Source organism: Sphingomonas lutea (genome assembly GCF_014396785.1).
GTDB classification, from domain to species: Bacteria; Pseudomonadota; Alphaproteobacteria; order Sphingomonadales; family Sphingomonadaceae; genus Sphingomicrobium; species Sphingomicrobium luteum.
This window is the reverse complement of the sequence record NZ_CP060718.1, coordinates 2320544-2336951: the sequence shown is the minus strand read 5'-3', so window position 1 is coordinate 2336951 and position 16408 is coordinate 2320544. Positions and strand designations below refer to the sequence as shown.

The following is a 16408-nucleotide window of genomic DNA, read 5'->3' as shown; positions in this document are numbered from 1 at the left end:
CGAGCGGCGGCTAGGTCAGCCGCCGCGGCGGAAGGTCTCGCCGGAGAAGACGAGGGTCTGCGGGCGTCCGTCGACGAGGTCGCGGAAAGACGCGCGCTCGGGCGACCAGCTGTCCTTGCCGGCGCGCCACAGATTGTCGCCGATCCTGGTCAGCGGCGTTTCGGTGCCGAGCCACAACCGCCCTTCGCGCTCAACCACGGTAATCGTCCGCCACCATGGGCTCGGGCTGGTATAGCGCCCGGCGAAGAGGGCCAGCGCCGGGTCGGACGGCGCGGCCTTGACCGTCACGCCGTCGCGAACATAGGTCGCGGGTCCCCAGGCGGCGCCCGCAATCCCCGTCGGACGGCGGTCGAACAGCAAGGTGAAATTGCGGAAACGCGGGTGCGATGTGCGAAAGGCCTCGCCGCCCCAGGATTGCAGTTCGGCCGACTGCCCGTCGGCAACGATCGTCAGCGGCTTGCCGGCGCGGATCTCGAAACTTCCCGCCGCGCCCGAATAACGCCCGATGTAGCTTGGGATGTTCGCCACCGGGGTGTCGAGCACGGACGGGTAGGGCAAAGCGCGGCCGGCAAGGAAATTGGTCATGACGTCGGCGGCGAAACGGGTCAGCAGCCGCGGGCGATAGGAGGCGAAGGCGCTGAGCGAGGTACTGGCGAAGGCGCCGACGCCGCTCGCGCGGTCGAGGTGGAAGGCGGACGAGAAGCTCAGCATCCCGCCGGTGTGATGGAAATAGTCGCGACCGCCTTCGCGGATGTGACGCAGGCCGTTGCCATAGGTGGCGCCGGGCACGTCGGCGGGCAGGGCGTGGCGGACGAACTCGGAAGCGGCGGCGGCGTCGAGTCCGAGTGCCGGCCGCGCCTGCGCCAACTGTGCCAGCGCGCGCAGGAACAGGTTCATGTCGGCGGCGGTCGATCCCACGCTGCCCGCGCCTGAATCCCAGTCGACCCACGGCGCGGGCACCAGGCCTGTCCCGCGCACGAACGGAATGGACACGTCGGCCGCTTCATAGCCCTGGGCGTAGCGCGCGCGATCCGCCGAAACGATCGCGCCGCGGCTGAGCGACATGCCGAGCGGTGCGAAGATGCGCTCGGCGAACAGGCTGGCGAGCGGCTTGCCGCCGGCGCGCTCGGCGATCCGCGTCAGGACCTCATAGCCGGTGTTGGAATAATAATAATGCTCGCCGGGCGCGAAGCCGGTCCACAGCCCGTCCTCGGGCGCAATCGCGGTGAAGTCGGGCAAGCCCGAACGGTGGTCGAGCAAGTGCTGCACGGTGATGGCGCTTGCCGCCGGCAAAGCGATGTCCGGGACCAGCGCGCTCGCCGCATCGCTCAGCTTGAGCCGCCCTTCCGCCGCGAGCTGGTGGATGACGAGGGCGGTCATGACCTTGGTCAGCGACCCGATCTGGAACAAGGTGCTCGGCCCGATCAGCGCGCGCGTGGCCAGGTCGGCAACGCCGAAGTTCATCACCGTCGCGAAGCCGTTGGGGGCGGTCACGCCCAGCGTCATTCCGGGCAGGTTGAAGTGGCGAAGGTGGGCATCGCCATAAGCGCGGATCGAATTTAGCGCCGCGGTCAGCGTCGGGCGCGCTTGCGCCCAGGCCGCGGCCGGCAGCTGACTGCCGATCGCGAGCGACAGGGCTCCGCTCGAAAAGGCACGCCGGCTGATCGTCATGGTGAAGCCTTACCCTCCGCCACCCCGATTCCGAGTGGGCGGAGGGAAGGGGATCAATGTCTTAGGCCTTGCAGCGTTCCGCCGACTGGCCGGGAACGGCGATGGTCACGCTGGCGTCGGTGGCCGTGCCCTCGATCGAATAGCCGCCAGCGGCGGTCATCGGCTCGCCTGGGTTGGGCGCCACGACCTGGGTGGGCGGGCCGCCTTGCTCGGTGCGAACGTTGGCCGACTTCCCGTCGGACAGCCAGTCGACATAGACGACATCGTTGTCGGCACAGCGATAGACCTTGCTGGAAGCGATCGACGGCGGCAGCTGGACCTCCGCCGGCGACGCCACATTGTTTCCGTAATCGGCACCCTGGCCGACGACGGTGTTATCTCCGTTGTTGCAGCCGGCTAGCGCGGCGGCGGCAATCATCGTTGCAAAAATAGACCGAGTCATGTCCGCGCCTTGCTCCTGGCACGAAGGCGGCGTCAAGCGGCCAACTTGCCTATTGTCGAAATGAGACATAGCTTCGTCGATCAATGCCTGACCAAGCCGGGACCAGCGCACAGCGCATCCGCATCGGGCTCACGGGCCTCGCGTTTGCGTTCCTCCTCGTCCTGCTCGGATCGGTGATCAGCCGATCGAGCCGGAGCGACGCGACGAATGAGGCGGCCGCTGCCGTCACCAACGAGCCGAGTGAGCCGCTGGCGGAACTGGGGGTCGCGCCCGGCGCGCAGGAGGCGGTGTCGAACAACAGCGCGGAATGACCGGCACGCGCGCACGCGTGCTGGCCGCGCTTGCCCTCCTGCTGCTCGTGGCCGGCGCGTGGGCCCTGGCCTCGAAGCAGCGCCCCGCCCCGCAGGCGGCCGAAAAGCCGGTACTTCTGCTCCTCACCAGCCTGCCGATCGTGTTCGGCGAACAGTTCGCGCTCGACGGCGGCGGGTCACGCGTCCTGCAGGCACTTGAGACGCGCTACCGCGTTCGGCCAATCAGCGTCACCAGCACGGCCGAGCTGTCAGGACATAACTTGCTGCTGCTGGCCCACCCGCCGGCGCAGACATCCGAGAACTTGGTTGCGCTCGACGGCTGGGTGCGGCGGGGTGGGCGCGTCTTGCTGCTCGCCGATCCGGCGCTCGAATGGCCAAGCGAACGGGCACTCGGCGACCCGTTGCGGCCACCCCCGATGTTCAGCGACACCGGCCTGCTCGCCCGCTGGGGCGTGCGGCTCGACACGCCGGAGACTGCGGGGCCGCAAGTGCGGACGCTGGCGGGGCGGGAGGTCATGACCGCGTCGCCGGGTACGCTCCACGGGCGCTGCGCGATCAGCGCCGGCCGGCTGCTAGCCGACTGCGCCGTGGGCAAGGGGCGGGCGCTGATCGTTGCCGACGCCGACTTCATTGGGGTCGAGCATCTGGCCGGGGCGACTGGCCGCAATCTCGATTCGCTGCTCGCCCTGCTTGATCGGCTAAGCCGCGCCTGATTCACGACGGGGCGTTTAGCAACAGACTTATCCACAGGGATGGACACGGAGAACAACGCAAGAACAGATCCATTTGCGACCAACTAAATCCCGCGGGAATCCAAGCTTTCGGCATGAATTCCCATGATATCCCATAAAAACCCATTGTGTCCCTTGGCGTGTTGAGTTACCAACACTGGCTGTAGCGCGGGGGTCAAACCCAATTTCGACGTTCGAGCGCGGAGGCGCGGCAAGGCCGTGCTCCCGCGACCGATGGCTCGCGCGTTGCGAAGGGGAGCAATTGTGGCGCTTGAGCATCTGTTCCAGGGCAGCGCGCTGAACGCGGTCGATGCAAAGGGCCGCGTCTCCATCCCCGCATTCCTTCGCTCGGTGGTCGAGCGGCGCGGCGACGCGCGCACCATCGTTCTCGCCAAGCACGAAGCCTTTCCCTGCCTCAGCGCCTACGACCCCGCCTACGCGGCGCTGAAGCACGCCAAGCTCGAGCGCCTGCTGGAGAAAGAAGAGACCAGCGCCGACGCGCAGCTCGAATATCAGCAGCGCAACCTGATGGCCTTCGCCGCCACGGAAGAAGTGCCGTACGACAGCAGCGGCCGCATCCTCATGCCCCCGATGATGCGCCGCAAGGGTCAGATCGGCGATCTCGCCTTGTTCCTCGGCACCGGCGAAACCTTCCAGATCTGGAACCCGCAACTGCTCCTCGACGATGCGCGCATCCCCAAGGATCTCAAGGACATCGCCCGTTACCGCTTGGAAGAGCGGGGGCACAGGCATGACCAGCACCGGCACGCACATAGCCCCACATGTGCCGGTGCTGGTCGGCGAGGTGATCGCCGCGCTCGCGCTTCGCGCGGGCGACACGGCGGTCGACGGAACGTTCGGAGCGGGCGGCTATACGCGCGCCATGCTCGGGGCGGGGGCGGGACGAGTGATCGGCTTCGATCGCGACCCCGACGCGATTGCGGACGGTGCATCGCTCGTCCCGGATCCCCGCCTGACTCTGATCAACGAACGCTTCAGCCAGATGGACCGAGTGCTGGCTGAACGGGGCATCGGACAGGTCGACGCGATTGCGCTCGATATCGGCGTGTCTTCGATGCAGATCGACCGGGCGGACCGCGGCTTTTCCTTCCAGGCCGACGGTCCGCTCGACATGCGCATGAGCAAGTCGGGCCTGACCGCCGCCGAGTTTCTCAACGCGGCCGACGAAGCCGAGATCGCGCGCATCCTCAAGGATTATGGCGAAGAGCCGCGAGCCCGCGCCATCGCCCGCGCCATCGTCGCCGCGCGTCCGATCGAGCGCACCGGCGAGCTCGCCGCGATCGTGCGCCGCGCCGCGGGCTTTCGCCCGGGGCAGAAGGCGGACCCGGCGACGCGGACATTCCAGGCGGTTCGCATCCATCTCAATGCCGAGCTCGACGAGCTCGAGCAGGGGCTGGAGGCGGCGGAGCGCGCGCTCAAGCCCGGCGGCCGGCTGGCCGTCGTCACCTTTCACAGCCTCGAAGACCGGATCGTGAAGCGTTTCTTCCGCGAACGTAGCGGGGAATGCCGGCCGGCTCGCGTCACCGTCCTGCCGTGGTCGACCCGAACGTGCCCACGTTCGAACACGTCGCCAAGGCGGTTTCCCCGACGGAACGCGAGCTGGCCGCAAATCCCCGCGCGCGTTCGGCGCGGTTGCGCAGCGCGGTCCGCACCACTGCCTCCCCAAGAAAGGAACGCCTGCAATGAGCGGCGGCCGAAGCTTTCGTTCGGTATTCATGGTTGCCAGCTGCGCGGGTGCTGCGCTGGGCTGCTACCTGGTGTCGCTTCGTGTCGCGTCCGAACGCGCCGCGCTTGAGGAGGTCGAGACCAAGATCGTCCTCGCCCAGCGCGACCTGCGCGTGCTCCAGACCGAGATTGGGACGCGCGGCCGGCTTGCCCAGCTCGAGCGGTGGAATGCCAAGGTGCTGGCGCTGTCGGCGCCGTCCGCCGACCAGTTCCTCGGCGGGTCGTTCGAGCTTGCCCGCCTGACCACGCCGCAGAAGCAGATCGACCTGGAGGCGCCGGTCGTCCTGGCTGCCGCCCCGGCGCCCGAGCGGCGCGCGATCGCCGGCGGCGACGCCGAAGTCGCGCCGCGCCCGACGCGCAGCCTGATGCATGACGCCAGCCTTTCTACCGGGACGCGCGAGGTCCCGGCCAAGACGGCCCCTGCGGCAACGCAGCCGGCCGCTCCGAAGTCTGCGGATCGACCGGTTACGGCGGCGAAGCCGGTCAATGACCGATCCGCGGATAAGCCGGGCCTCGCGGCCGCCAAACCGGCGGCGAAAAAATCGGTGGATAAGGATCCCGCCAAGTCCCCCGCGCCGGTGACAAAACCGGCCCGCGTTGCAAAGGTCGATCCGTTGGCGCCTTTGGCCGAGAAGGCCGCCGCAAAGACTTCCAAGGACCGTACCCGGACGCAATGAACGCCCCATCGCCCGCTCTCGTCGCAGCACGGCCCGAGCGGCTCCGGCTTGTCGGGCAGCGGCGGCAGATGCTCGCCGTCATGTACCAGCGGCTGATGTTCGGGATGCTGGTTTACGCCGGCATCGTCGCCCTGATCGCCGGCCGCATCCTGTGGCTTGCCGCCTTCGGCGACCATGCCGGTCGCAAGGTCGGCGTCACCAGCCTCGTCCCCGACCGCGGCGACATCGTCGATCGTGACGGCCAGCCGCTCGCGCGCACCATCGACGCCTGGATCATCGCGCTTCATCCGGCCAAGGTCATCGGCAGCAAGCTCGACCTGGCGCGGCGGCTCGCCGTCCTCATGCCGGAGAAATCTGAAGAGCAATATTTTGCGATGCTCAAGTCCGATCGTACCTTCTTCTACCTGCGCCGGCGCGCGCCGCCGTCCCTGGTCGAGGCGGTCAATTCGCTGGGCGAGCCGGGTCTTGCGATGCAGCGCGAGCCCGATCGCCTCTACCCGCAGACCAGCCTTGCCGCGCATGTCATCGGCTATACCGATGTCGACGGGCGCGGCGTCGCCGGCATGGAATATGCCTATGACGATCGCCTCGCGGCGCTGGCCACCCGCGGCGAGCCGTTGACGCTGTCGATTTCCAGCCGGCTGCAGCAGGCGCTCGAGCACGAACTGCTCGGCGCGATGACCACCTACTCCGCGGTAGGCGCGGCGGGGATCGTGATGGACATCCACACCAGCGAAGTGCTGGCGATGACCTCGCTGCCGCAACTCAATCCCAATGCGGCCGGGCAGGGCTCGCCCGAAGCGCGCTTCAACCGCGCGACCTTGGGCGTCTACGAGCTTGGATCGACCTTCAAGCCGTTCACCGTTGCGATGGCGATGGACGCCGGGATCATCAAGAGCTTCGGCCAGATCTACAATTGCCCGAACGAATTGCCCGCCTACGGCCGCACCATCAACGACACGCACCCGTTCGGCCGCGCGTGCACCGTCGCCGAGATCATGAAGGAAAGCTCCAACATCGGCACCGCGCAGATTGCGGCGCAGATCGGCGCGGCGCGGCAGAAGGCGTTCCTCGGCAAGATGGGCTTCCTTGATCCGATCGCGATCGAACTGCGCGAAAAGGGGCGTACGCTAACTCCGGGCAGCAATTGGGGACCGCTCGAAACGATGACCGTCGGCTACGGCCACGGCATCGCGGTGACGCCGCTTCACCTCGCGAGCGGGTACGCCGCGCTCTACAACGGCGGCATCTATCGCCCGCCGACCTTGCTCAAGGTCGATCGCGCGCACCCCCCCGGCAAGGGCCGCCGCGCGTTCAGCGAGGAAACCAGTTACCGCATGCGCTCGCTGCTTCGCCTGGTGGTGACCAAGGGCACCGGCAAGAAGGCCGACGCGCCGGGTTACCGCGTGGGGGGCAAGACCGGATCGGCGGAAAAATATCACAACCGCTCGTTGCTGGTGACGACCTTTGCCGGCGTTTTCCCGATGGACGAACCCCGCTATGTGGTCGTGGTCATGCTCGATGAGCCCAAAGCCACCGCCGAAACCTTTGGGTTCCGCACGGCCGGGTGGAACGTCGCGCCGGTGGTCAGCAAGACCGTCAGCCGGATCGCGCCGATGCTCGGCGTTCGCCCCGACAAGACGCGCGAGCCGAACATGGCGGAGGTGCTGCCGTACATCCACGAAGACGCGGGGAAGTAAGCCCATGCGCTTGTCCGACCTCGCGGGCGTCGATAGCGATTCCAAGGTGACGGGCTTTGCGCTCGATCACCGCAAGGTCGCGCCGGGCAGCATTTTCGGCGCCTTCCGCGGCGAAGTGGCGAATGGCGAGGATTATATTCCCGCGGCGGTCGAGCGCGGCGCGGTGGCGGTAGTGGCGCGGCCCGACGCGACGGTTGCCCGCGTGCCGCATCTCGCCGATGCCGAGCCGCGGCGGCTGTTCGCCGACCTCGCCGCGAAGTTCTACGGGCCGTATCCGGAAACGGTCGTCGCCGTCACCGGCACCAACGGCAAGACATCGACGGTCGAAATGACGCGCCAGGTCTGGCGCATGACGGGGCACCGCTCGGCCTCGATCGGGACGCTCGGCGTGACCACGTCGGATGACCAGGTGAAGACCGGGCTGACCACCCCTGACGTCGTCACTTTCCTTAGCAACATGGCGGGCCTCAAGCGCATGGGCACCAGCCATGTCGCCTATGAAGCTTCGAGCCACGGCCTCGACCAGCATCGCTGCGAAGGTGTGCCGCTTGCCGCCGCCGCGTTCACCAATTTCAGCCGCGACCACCTCGATTATCACCAGACGATGGATGCCTATTTCGAAGCCAAGATGCGGCTGTTCGAGCAAGTGCTGCCGCCCGGGTCGCCCGCGATCATCTGGACCGACGATACAAAATCCGACGAGGTGATCGCGCGGGCGCAGCGCGCCGGGCACAAAGTCATGACCGTCGGGCGCACGGGCGACGTCATCCGCCTCGTGGAGCAGTCGCCGACGCCGCTTGGGCAGACGCTAATTCTCGATCATGGCGGCAAGTCGCATCGGCTCGCGCTGCCGCTGATCGGGGCTTACCAAGCATCGAACGTCTTGACCGCGGCCGCGCTCGTCCTCGCCACCGGCGGTGACTGGCCGTCGACCTTTTCGGCGATGCAGCGCGTCGCGCCGGTGCGCGGGCGGCTGGAGCGCGCGGTGATCACCGGCCAGGGCGCGCCGGTCTACATCGATTATGCGCACACCCCCGACGCGCTCGAAGCCGCGATTGCCGCGCTTCGCCCGCATGTCGAAGGGAAGCTCATCACCGTGTTCGGTGCGGGCGGGGACCGCGACCAGGGCAAACGGCCGGAGATGGGCGCGGTCGCGACGCGTCTGTCGGACGTGGTCATCGTCACCGACGACAATCCGCGCAGCGAAGACCCCGCGCGGATCCGCGCCGACATCATGGCCGGCGCACCCGGCGCGACCGAAGTCGACGGACGCCGCGAAGCCATTGCCGAAGCGGTGAAGATGGCGCGGGCGGGCGACATCGTCCTCGTCGCGGGCAAGGGGCACGAAACCGGCCAGATCATCGGCGACCGCGTGCTTCCGTTCGACGACGCGCTGGTGGCGCGAGAGGTGGCGGCGTGATCTTCACCCATCACCCGTTTTTCCCGAGCGAAGTCGAGGGACGTGTCTCGACTTCGCTCGACACAAACGGGTTGGGGGAAAGCTTATGACCTCCCCCCTCTGGACTTCCGACGAGATCGCCGCCGCCACCGGCGGGCGCGCGTCGCAGGCGTTCGACGTCACCGGCGTCACTTTCGACAGTCGCGAGGCGGGGCCGGGTGACCTGTTCCTTGCCATGCCGGGCAGTCTCTACGACGGCCATGATTTCCTCGACAAAGCCTTCGCCGGCGGCGCCGAGGCGGCTGTCGTGTCGCGCCCGATCGAGCGGCCGCATGTGCTGGTCGAGGATGTCGCCGCCGCGCTCGAAGCGCTCGGCCGCGCGGCGCGCGCGCGGACGTCGGCGACGGTGCTTGGCGTGACCGGATCGGTCGGCAAGACGAGCACCAAGGAGGCGCTCTTCGCCGCGCTCGACCGCGGTCACCCGGGCCAGGTCCACCGGTCGGTCAAAAGCTACAACAACCATACCGGCGTGCCGCTCAGCCTTGCCCGGATGCCGCGCGACCCGACGTTCGCGGTGATCGAAATGGGCATGAACAATGCCGGTGAAATCGCCGCGCTGACCCGCCAGGTCCGCCCGCACCTCGCGCTCGTCACCGCAATCGCCCCGGCGCATATCGAGAACCTCGGCTCGGAAGAGGCGATCGCCGATGCCAAGGGCGAAATCTTCGAAGGGCTGGAGCCCGACGGGATCGCGATCATCCCCAACGGCACCCCGCACCGCGACCGGCTGGTCAAGGCCGCGCGGCGCCATGCCGACCGCATCATCACCTTCGGCAGCGGCGATGCCGACGTCCATGCCGTGCACGCCGTCAGTTCCGAAGGCGGCAGCCTGATCAGCGCTGCGCTGCTCGAGCGCGAGCTGACCTTCACCATTTCGCAGCGCGGCGACCATTGGGTGTCGAACGCGCTGGCGGTGCTGGCTGCGGTCGAGGCGCTGGGCGAGGATGTCGCGGTGGCCGGGCTCGCGCTGGCCGACATGGGCGGGCTCAAGGGCCGCGGCGCGCGCCACCGCGTCGCGCTTGCCGATGGCGAAGCGCTGCTGATCGACGAAAGCTACAACGCCAACCCGGCCTCCATGGCCGCGACTCTCAAGAGCTTCGGTGAAGAGCGCGAGGTGGTGCGGCGCATCGCCGTGCTTGGCCCGATGCGCGAGCTTGGCGCGCATGCCGACGCGCTCCACGCCGGCCTGGCGCCGGCAATTCTTGATGCCCACGTCGACCGGTTGATCCTGATTTCGGACGACATGCGCCCGCTCGCCGAGGCGATCGTCGGCAAGGTTTCGTTCGATCTCGTCGATAGCGTCGGCGAAGCGACGGGTCTTCTGACTCAGATTCTGCGACCGGGCGATGCCGTGCTGGTCAAGGCGTCCAACTCGATCGGGCTTGCGGCGCTGGTCGAGGCAGTCAAAGAGGGCGCGCCATGCTCTACCTGATTGCCGAGCAGCTGGGCTTTCCCGGCGTGCTCAACCTCATCCGCTACATCAGCTTCCGCGCCGGCGCGGCGAGCGCGACCGCGCTGGCGATCGGGCTTCTACTCGGCCCGTGGTTCATTTCCTATCTGCGCGAGCGCCAAGGGCGGGGCCAGCCGATCCGCGCCGATGGACCGCAAACGCACCTTGCCAAGCGTGGCACGCCGACCATGGGCGGGCTGCTGATCCTCATCAGCCTGTCGATCTCGACGCTGCTGTGGATGGACCTCACCAACCCCTACGTCTGGGCGTGCCTGCTGGTCACCGGCGGGTTCGGGGTGATCGGGTTCCTCGACGATTACGACAAGGTCAAGAAGCGCCACCATGCCGGCATTCCCGGCAAGGTCCGACTCGCGCTCGAATTCCTCATTGCCGGCGCGGCGACGTGGCTGATCGTCGGCAACGGGCACACCAACCTCTATTTGCCGCTGATCCAGGGGCCGGTGATCGACCTTGGCTGGCTGTACATCGTGTTCGGCGCGTTCGTGATCGTCGCCTTCGGCAATGCGGTGAATTTGACCGACGGGCTCGACGGACTGGCGACGATGCCGGTGGTGATCGCGGCGCTCGCCTTCCTCCTCATCTCCTACCTTGTCGGCAATGCGCGTTTTGCCGAGTATCTCGGCATCCCGCACATCCTCGGCGTCGGCGATTTGACCGTGCTGCTGCTGGCGATCGTCGGCGCGTGCCTCGCCTTCCTGTGGTTCAACGCCCCGCCGGCGGCGGTCTTCATGGGCGATACCGGCAGCCTCGCGCTCGGCGGCGCCTTGGGCGCGGTCGCGGTGGCGACGCACCATGAATTCGTTCTGGCGATCATCGGCGGCCTGTTCGTGGTCGAAGCGCTGAGCGTCGTTGTCCAGGTCACGGTCTACAAGCGCACCGGCAAGCGCGTCTTCCTGATGGCCCCGATCCACCATCATTTCGAACATAAGGGCTGGTCCGAGCCGACGGTCGTGATCCGCTTCTGGATCATCGCCTTCGTGCTCGCGCTCGCGGGGTTGAGCACCCTCAAGCTGCGGTGATCACGGCGCGCGCCTGGGCGGGCAAGCATTATGCGGTCTACGGGCTCGCGCGGTCGGGGCTTGCGACGGTGCAGGCGCTGCTGGCGAGCGGGGCAAGGGTGACGGCGTGGGATGCAAGTGCGGAGGCGCGCGCGAAGCTCCACCCCGGGACGGGGAGGTGGCAGCCGCAGGCTGACGGAGGGGCGGCGCAACCCCTCCACCATCCTGCGGATGGTCCCCCTCCCCGTGCCGGGGAGGATTTGGTTATCGCCGACCTCGACACCGCCGACCTCGCGCAGTTCGACAGTCTCGTCGTCACCCCCGGCCTCCCCCTCAACCGCCACCCGATTGCCGCCCGCGCCCGCGAGGCGGGGGTCGAGATCATCGGCGACATCGAACTCTTCGCCCGCGCCCGGCCCGAACTGCCGCCGCACAAGGTCGTCGGCATCACCGGCACCAATGGCAAGTCGACCACCACCGCACTCGTCCACCACATCCTCAAGACTGCGGGCGTGCCGACGACGATGGGCGGCAACATCGGCCTGCCGATCCTCGCCCAGGACCCGCTGCCCGAGGGCGGTGTCTATGTGCTCGAATTATCGAGCTACCAGATCGACCTGACGCAAAGCCTCGATTGCGATGTGGCTGTGCTGCTCAACGTCACCCCGGATCATCTCGACCGGTATGAGAGCTTCGAAGCCTATGCTGCGTCGAAGAACCGCCTGCTTTTGATGCAGTCATCCGAGCACAAGTCGGTGATCAACTGGCCGGCGTTCGAGGCAGGGCTCATCAATCCAGAGACAGCTGGCTTTAATGGCATTGTCGATCTGGTAGGCGATGAGCAAAGCAACTGGGTTTCGCTTCAGGGCCCCCACAATGCGGAGAACGCCGACGCTGCTCGTCAGGCGTGTGGATGGCTCGGGATTGATGATCGAACGATTGACGAGGGACTTCGTACCTACCCCGGCCTTCCCCACCGCATGGAGCGCGTCCGCGATCGCGACGGCGTCCTCTTCGTCAACGACAGCAAGGCGACCAACCCGACCGCGACCGCCCCCGCGCTCGCGGCGTTTCCGAGCATTCGCTGGATCCTCGGCGGGCAGGCGAAGACCGACAATCTCGACGAGTGCGCGCCGCATTTCGGCCATGTCCGCTCGGCGTACACGATCGGCGAGGCGGCCGAGCTGTTTGAGCGGCTGCTGAGCCCGCACATCCCTGTGAAAAACTGTGGAAAACTGGCCGATGCGGTGCGCGAGGCCGCGACCGATTCCGCGCCCGGTGATACCGTTCTGCTGTCGCCGGCCTGCGCTTCGTTCGATCAGTTCCGCGACTTCGAGGATCGGGGCGATCAGTTTCGCGACTTGGTGAGGGCATTATGATCAAGTCCATCTCCGGCCAGATCAAGGCCAAGGCCGCGCTGATCGATCCCGATCGCTACGGCCGTTCCGACACTTCGCCGATGGGCCGCTGGTTCTGGGAGATCGACAAGGTCCTGCTGCTGCTGATCAGCGTCCTGATCGGCATCGGGCTGATCGCCGTCGCTGCCGCTTCGCCCGCCGCCGGGCATCGCTATTCGGGCGGATCGGTGCGCTTTTCCGAGCTCTATTACTTCTGGCGCCAGCTGGCGTGGATCGCGGTCGGCGTGCCGGTGATGATCGGCATTTCGATGATGCCCAAGGACCGCCTTCGCCGTGCGTCCCTGTTCGGCGCCGCCTTCTTCTTCGTGCTGATGATCTTCGTGCCCGTCATCGGGTTCGAGCGGAACGGCGCGACGCGCTGGATCGAAATCGGCGTCGGCCAGCTCCAGCCGTCCGAATTCTTGAAGCCCTTCTTCGTCGTCGCGCTCGCCTGGCTTCTCAGCTTGCGCGAAAGCGACAAGACGCTGCCGGTCTTCGCCATCTCGGCGGGCGTCATGGGCGCGATCGCCTTCCTCTTGATGCAACAGCCCGACTTCGGATCGACGATCATCTTCGGCTGCGTGTGGATCGCGATGCTCGCGCTCGCCGGGGTCAGCATGCGGATGCTCGGCATGCTCGCCGCGGCGACCGTGGTCGCGGTCATCCTGGCGTACTTCTTCTACCCCGTGGCGACCGCGCGGATCGATGGCTTCCTGTTCGGCGAAGGCGATAATTTCCAGGTCGAAAACGCGCTGCGCACGCTGACCGCCGGCGGGCTGTTCGGCATGGGGCCGGGCGGCGGCACGCGCAAATTCGGGCTGCCCGAACCGCATACCGACTACATCTTTTCGGTCATTGGGGAGGAGTTCGGCCTGATCGCCTGCCTCGCCATCGCCTTGCTCTATCTCGGCATCGTCGCGCGCGTGCTGATCAAGCTGCTCGACGAGGACAACAGCTTCGCGATCCTCGCCGCTGCGGGCCTCGCCATCCAGTTCGGGCTTCAGGCGCTGATCAACATGCTGGTCAACGTCCAGCTCGCCCCGTCGAAGGGGATGACGCTGCCGTTCATCAGCTATGGCGGCAGCTCGATGCTTGCGCTGTCGATCTCGATGGGCTTGCTGCTCGCCTTCACGCGCCGGAACCCGTATCTCACGCGCTCGCCCTATGTGGTCAAATGGAGCGGGGAGTCGTTAGCCGCATGAATTTCGTTTTGGCGGCGGGAGGCACCGGCGGCCATATGGTGCCGGCCCATGCGCTGGCCGCGGAGCTGAAGAGCCGCGGCCACGGCGTGCTGCTGATCACCGATGAGCGCGGCGCGCGCTTTCCCGGCCTGTTCAAGGACGTGCCCGTGCACATCCTGCCCGCGGGGCGGATCGGCGGCGGGCCGCTCGGCTGGCTGCGCACCGCCCGCGCGGTGATGCGCGGCCGGGGGGAGGCGAAGCGGATCTACAAGGAACATACGCCCGACGCGGTGATCGGCTTCGGCGGCTATGCGGCCTTTCCGGCGCTGCTCGCCGCAAGCGCGATGAATATCCCGACCATCCTGCACGAACAGAATGCGGTCGCTGGGCGGACCAACCGCCTGCTTGCCGGGGATGCCGCGGCGCTCGCCACGGCTTATGACCAAGTCGAACGATACCGGCCCTCGTACAAGGCGAAGATCGTGCTGGTCGGCAATCCGGTGCGTGAGATCGTCTCGCGCCTGGGCGAGCTGCCCTATCCCCCGTTCGACGAGATTGCGCCGCTCAAGATCCTCGTCACCGGCGGCAGCCAGGGCGCGAGCATCTTCGCCGATGTCGTGCCCGAAGGGCTGGGCAAGCTGCAGCCGTGGCTTCGCCGCCGCCTCCAGGTCGTCCAGCAATGCCGCCCCGACGACATCGACGCGGTGCGCGATCGGTACGCCCGGCTCGGCATCCCCGCCGAGCTGATGACCTACATCGAGGACCTGCCCGAGAAGCTTGGCGATGCGCATCTTGTCATCGCCCGCGCCGGCGCGTCGACGGTCGCAGAACTGACCGCGGCGGGCCGCCCGGCGATCCTGGTGCCCTATCCGGCGGCGACCGACGACCACCAGACCGCCAATGCGCGCGAGATGACCGCGGCCGGCGGCGCGCGCACCATCCAGCAGTCGGGCTTCACGCCCGACGTTCTCGCGCGCCAGATCGAGGCCATGGCCGCTGATCCCGTCGCACTGTCCAACGCCGCGAGCCGGGCGCTGTCGGTCGGCCGCCCCCACGCCGCGCGCGACCTCGCCGATCTGGTCGAGCGCGTCGGAGGCGGGCTTGCGCCAATCGCGATCGGACCTGCGCTGACCCCGCGCGTGACCAGCGACGGCCCCGTCGAGGCGCTTCCGGCATGAAGGCGCTCGGAACGGATATCGGCACGATCCACTTCGTCGGCATCGGCGGGATCGGCATGTCGGGGATCGCCGAGGTCATGCACCAGCTCGGCTACAAGGTGCAGGGCTCCGACGTCGCCGAAGGCTATGTCGTCGAAAAATTGCGCAAGCAGGGCATCCCCGTCGCCATCGGCCATTCGTCCGACAATCTCGGCGATGCCGCAGTGGTGGTCTGTTCGTCGGCGATCAAGGACGACAATCCGGAGATCGGCGCCGCCTCCGAACGCCGCCTGCCGCGGGTCAAGCGCGCGGAGATGCTGGCCGAGCTGATGCGCATGCAAAAGACCGTCGCGGTTGCGGGCACGCACGGCAAGACCACGACCACATCGATGATCGCGGCGTTGCTGGACAGTGGGAAGATCGACCCGACCGTCATCAACGGCGGGATCATCAACCGCTACGGCTCGAACGCGCGGCTCGGCAAAAGCGACTGGTGGGTGATCGAGGCGGACGAGAGCGACGGCAGCTTCCTGCGCCTCGACGGGACGATCGCGGTCGTCACCAACATCGATCCCGAGCATCTCGAACATTACGGCAGCTTCGACCGGGTCAAGGACGCGTTCGTCGAGTTCATCGAGAATGTGCCCTTCTACGGGCTCGCCGTCCTGTGCGTCGACCATCCCGAAGTGCAGAACATCCTGTCGCGCATCCGCGACCGGCGCGTGGTCACCTACGGTTTTTCGGCACTCGCCGACGTTCGCGCCGACAATGTGACGCCGGTGCCGGGCGGGACGCGGCTTGACGTCGTCATCCTGGAAAAGGACGGCGCCCGCCGCACGATCGAAAATGTGTTCGTGCCCATCCCAGGCCGGCACAATGTGCAGAATGCGCTGGCCGCAATCGCCGTCGCGCTCGAGCTTGGGCTTACCGACGATGCCATCCGCGGCGGCTTCGAGAAGTTCGAAGGGGTCAAGCGCCGCTTCACCAAGGTGGGTGAAGTGGACGGCGCCGTGGTGATCGACGATTACGCGCATCACCCGACCGAAATCCGCGCGGTGCTCGGCGCCGCGCGCGAGGGCGCGACGGGCCGAGTCATCGCGGTCATGCAGCCGCACCGCTACACCCGGCTCGAAGGGCTGATGGAAGACTTTCAGAATGCCTTCAACGATGCCGACATGGTGTTCGTAACGCCGGTCTATCCGGCGGGCGAGGAGCCGATTGACGGCGTCGATTCCGCCGCGCTGGTCGAAGGCATCCGCGCCCGCGGCCACCGCATGGCGCGCACCATTGCCGACCAGAAATCGCTATCCCGCGAATTGCGGGATTTCGCTGCCGAAGGTGACATGATCATCTGCATGGGCGCGGGCGACATTACGAAGTGGGCCGCGGCTTTGCCCAAGGGCGTGGAAGCGGCGAGGGCGGCGAAGTGACGCACCCATCTCCGTTCGTCCCGAGCGAAGTCGAGGG

The 16408-nt window shown here is 67.4% G+C and carries 14 protein-coding genes and 1 pseudogene; 12 read left to right on the top strand and 3 right to left on the bottom strand.

Going from position 1 to position 16408, the window contains the following annotated elements; translation table 11 throughout:
• Positions 1-15 precede the first annotated feature (15 nt).
• Positions 16-1671 carry a serine hydrolase domain-containing protein gene (locus H9L13_RS12125; RefSeq protein ID WP_187537923.1) on the bottom strand — a complete coding sequence of 552 codons (1656 nt, stop codon included), beginning with the start codon at positions 1669-1671 and terminating at the stop codon, positions 16-18.
• Positions 1672-1732: 61 nt separating this feature from the next.
• Entirely contained in the window at positions 1733-2113 is a 381-nt protein-coding gene (locus tag H9L13_RS12120; RefSeq protein WP_187537922.1) for a hypothetical protein, read from the bottom strand.
• Between the two features lie 83 nt (positions 2114-2196).
• Between H9L13_RS12120 and H9L13_RS12115 the strand changes: the two genes are divergently transcribed.
• The gene (locus H9L13_RS12115; RefSeq protein ID WP_187537921.1) at positions 2197-2424 is read left to right on the top strand and encodes a hypothetical protein; all 228 of its coding nucleotides are present in this window, start codon (positions 2197-2199) and stop codon (positions 2422-2424) included.
• Complete coding sequence (locus H9L13_RS12110) at positions 2421-3137, top strand: Gldg family protein (RefSeq protein WP_187537920.1); 717 nt, start codon at positions 2421-2423, stop codon at positions 3135-3137. The genes H9L13_RS12115 and H9L13_RS12110 overlap by 4 nt, the downstream gene beginning before the upstream one ends.
• Positions 3138-3164: 27 nt before the next feature.
• Here the strand turns inward: H9L13_RS12110 and H9L13_RS12105 are convergent, their stop codons facing one another.
• Positions 3165-3923, bottom strand: a complete 759-nt coding sequence (locus H9L13_RS12105) for a hypothetical protein (RefSeq protein ID WP_187537919.1) — start codon at positions 3921-3923, stop codon at positions 3165-3167.
• Here H9L13_RS12105 and rsmH point away from each other — a divergent pair.
• The 10 genes and pseudogenes from rsmH (at position 3907) to murC (ending at position 16371) form a co-directional block, all read left to right on the top strand.
• A pseudogene (rsmH, locus tag H9L13_RS12100) lies at positions 3907-4862 on the top strand (16S rRNA (cytosine(1402)-N(4))-methyltransferase RsmH). The gene H9L13_RS12105 and the pseudogene rsmH sit on opposite strands and share 17 nt — an antisense overlap.
• The gene (locus H9L13_RS12095) at positions 4859-5578 is read left to right on the top strand and encodes a hypothetical protein (RefSeq protein ID WP_187537918.1); all 720 of its coding nucleotides are present in this window, start codon (positions 4859-4861) and stop codon (positions 5576-5578) included. Before rsmH ends, H9L13_RS12095 begins: the two are co-directional and overlap by 4 nt.
• On the top strand, positions 5575-7278 hold the full coding sequence (locus tag H9L13_RS12090; protein ID WP_187537917.1) for a peptidoglycan D,D-transpeptidase FtsI family protein: 1704 nt from the start codon (positions 5575-5577) through the stop codon (positions 7276-7278). Before H9L13_RS12095 ends, H9L13_RS12090 begins: the two co-directional genes overlap by 4 nt.
• 4 nt (positions 7279-7282) lie before the next feature.
• Entirely contained in the window at positions 7283-8698 is a 1416-nt protein-coding gene (locus H9L13_RS12085; protein ID WP_187537916.1) for a UDP-N-acetylmuramoyl-L-alanyl-D-glutamate--2,6-diaminopimelate ligase, read from the top strand.
• Between the two features lie 85 nt (positions 8699-8783).
• On the top strand, positions 8784-10169 hold the full coding sequence (locus H9L13_RS12080) for a UDP-N-acetylmuramoyl-tripeptide--D-alanyl-D-alanine ligase (protein ID WP_187537915.1): 1386 nt from the start codon (positions 8784-8786) through the stop codon (positions 10167-10169).
• Positions 10157-11227 carry a phospho-N-acetylmuramoyl-pentapeptide-transferase gene (mraY, locus tag H9L13_RS12075; RefSeq protein WP_187537914.1) on the top strand — a complete coding sequence of 357 codons (1071 nt, stop codon included), beginning with the start codon at positions 10157-10159 and terminating at the stop codon, positions 11225-11227. Before H9L13_RS12080 ends, mraY begins: the two co-directional genes overlap by 13 nt.
• Positions 11224-12585 carry a Mur ligase family protein gene (locus H9L13_RS12070; RefSeq protein ID WP_187537913.1) on the top strand — a complete coding sequence of 454 codons (1362 nt, stop codon included), beginning with the start codon at positions 11224-11226 and terminating at the stop codon, positions 12583-12585. The genes mraY and H9L13_RS12070 overlap by 4 nt, the downstream gene beginning before the upstream one ends.
• Entirely contained in the window at positions 12582-13805 is a 1224-nt protein-coding gene (locus H9L13_RS12065) for an FtsW/RodA/SpoVE family cell cycle protein (protein WP_187537912.1), read from the top strand. The genes H9L13_RS12070 and H9L13_RS12065 overlap by 4 nt, the downstream gene beginning before the upstream one ends.
• Positions 13802-14962, top strand: a complete 1161-nt coding sequence (gene murG / locus H9L13_RS12060; protein ID WP_187537911.1) for an undecaprenyldiphospho-muramoylpentapeptide beta-N-acetylglucosaminyltransferase — start codon at positions 13802-13804, stop codon at positions 14960-14962. The genes H9L13_RS12065 and murG overlap by 4 nt, the downstream gene beginning before the upstream one ends.
• Positions 14959-16371, top strand: a complete 1413-nt coding sequence (gene murC / locus H9L13_RS12055) for a UDP-N-acetylmuramate--L-alanine ligase (protein WP_187537910.1) — start codon at positions 14959-14961, stop codon at positions 16369-16371. The genes murG and murC overlap by 4 nt, the downstream gene beginning before the upstream one ends.
• Positions 16372-16408: the final 37 nt, after the last annotated feature.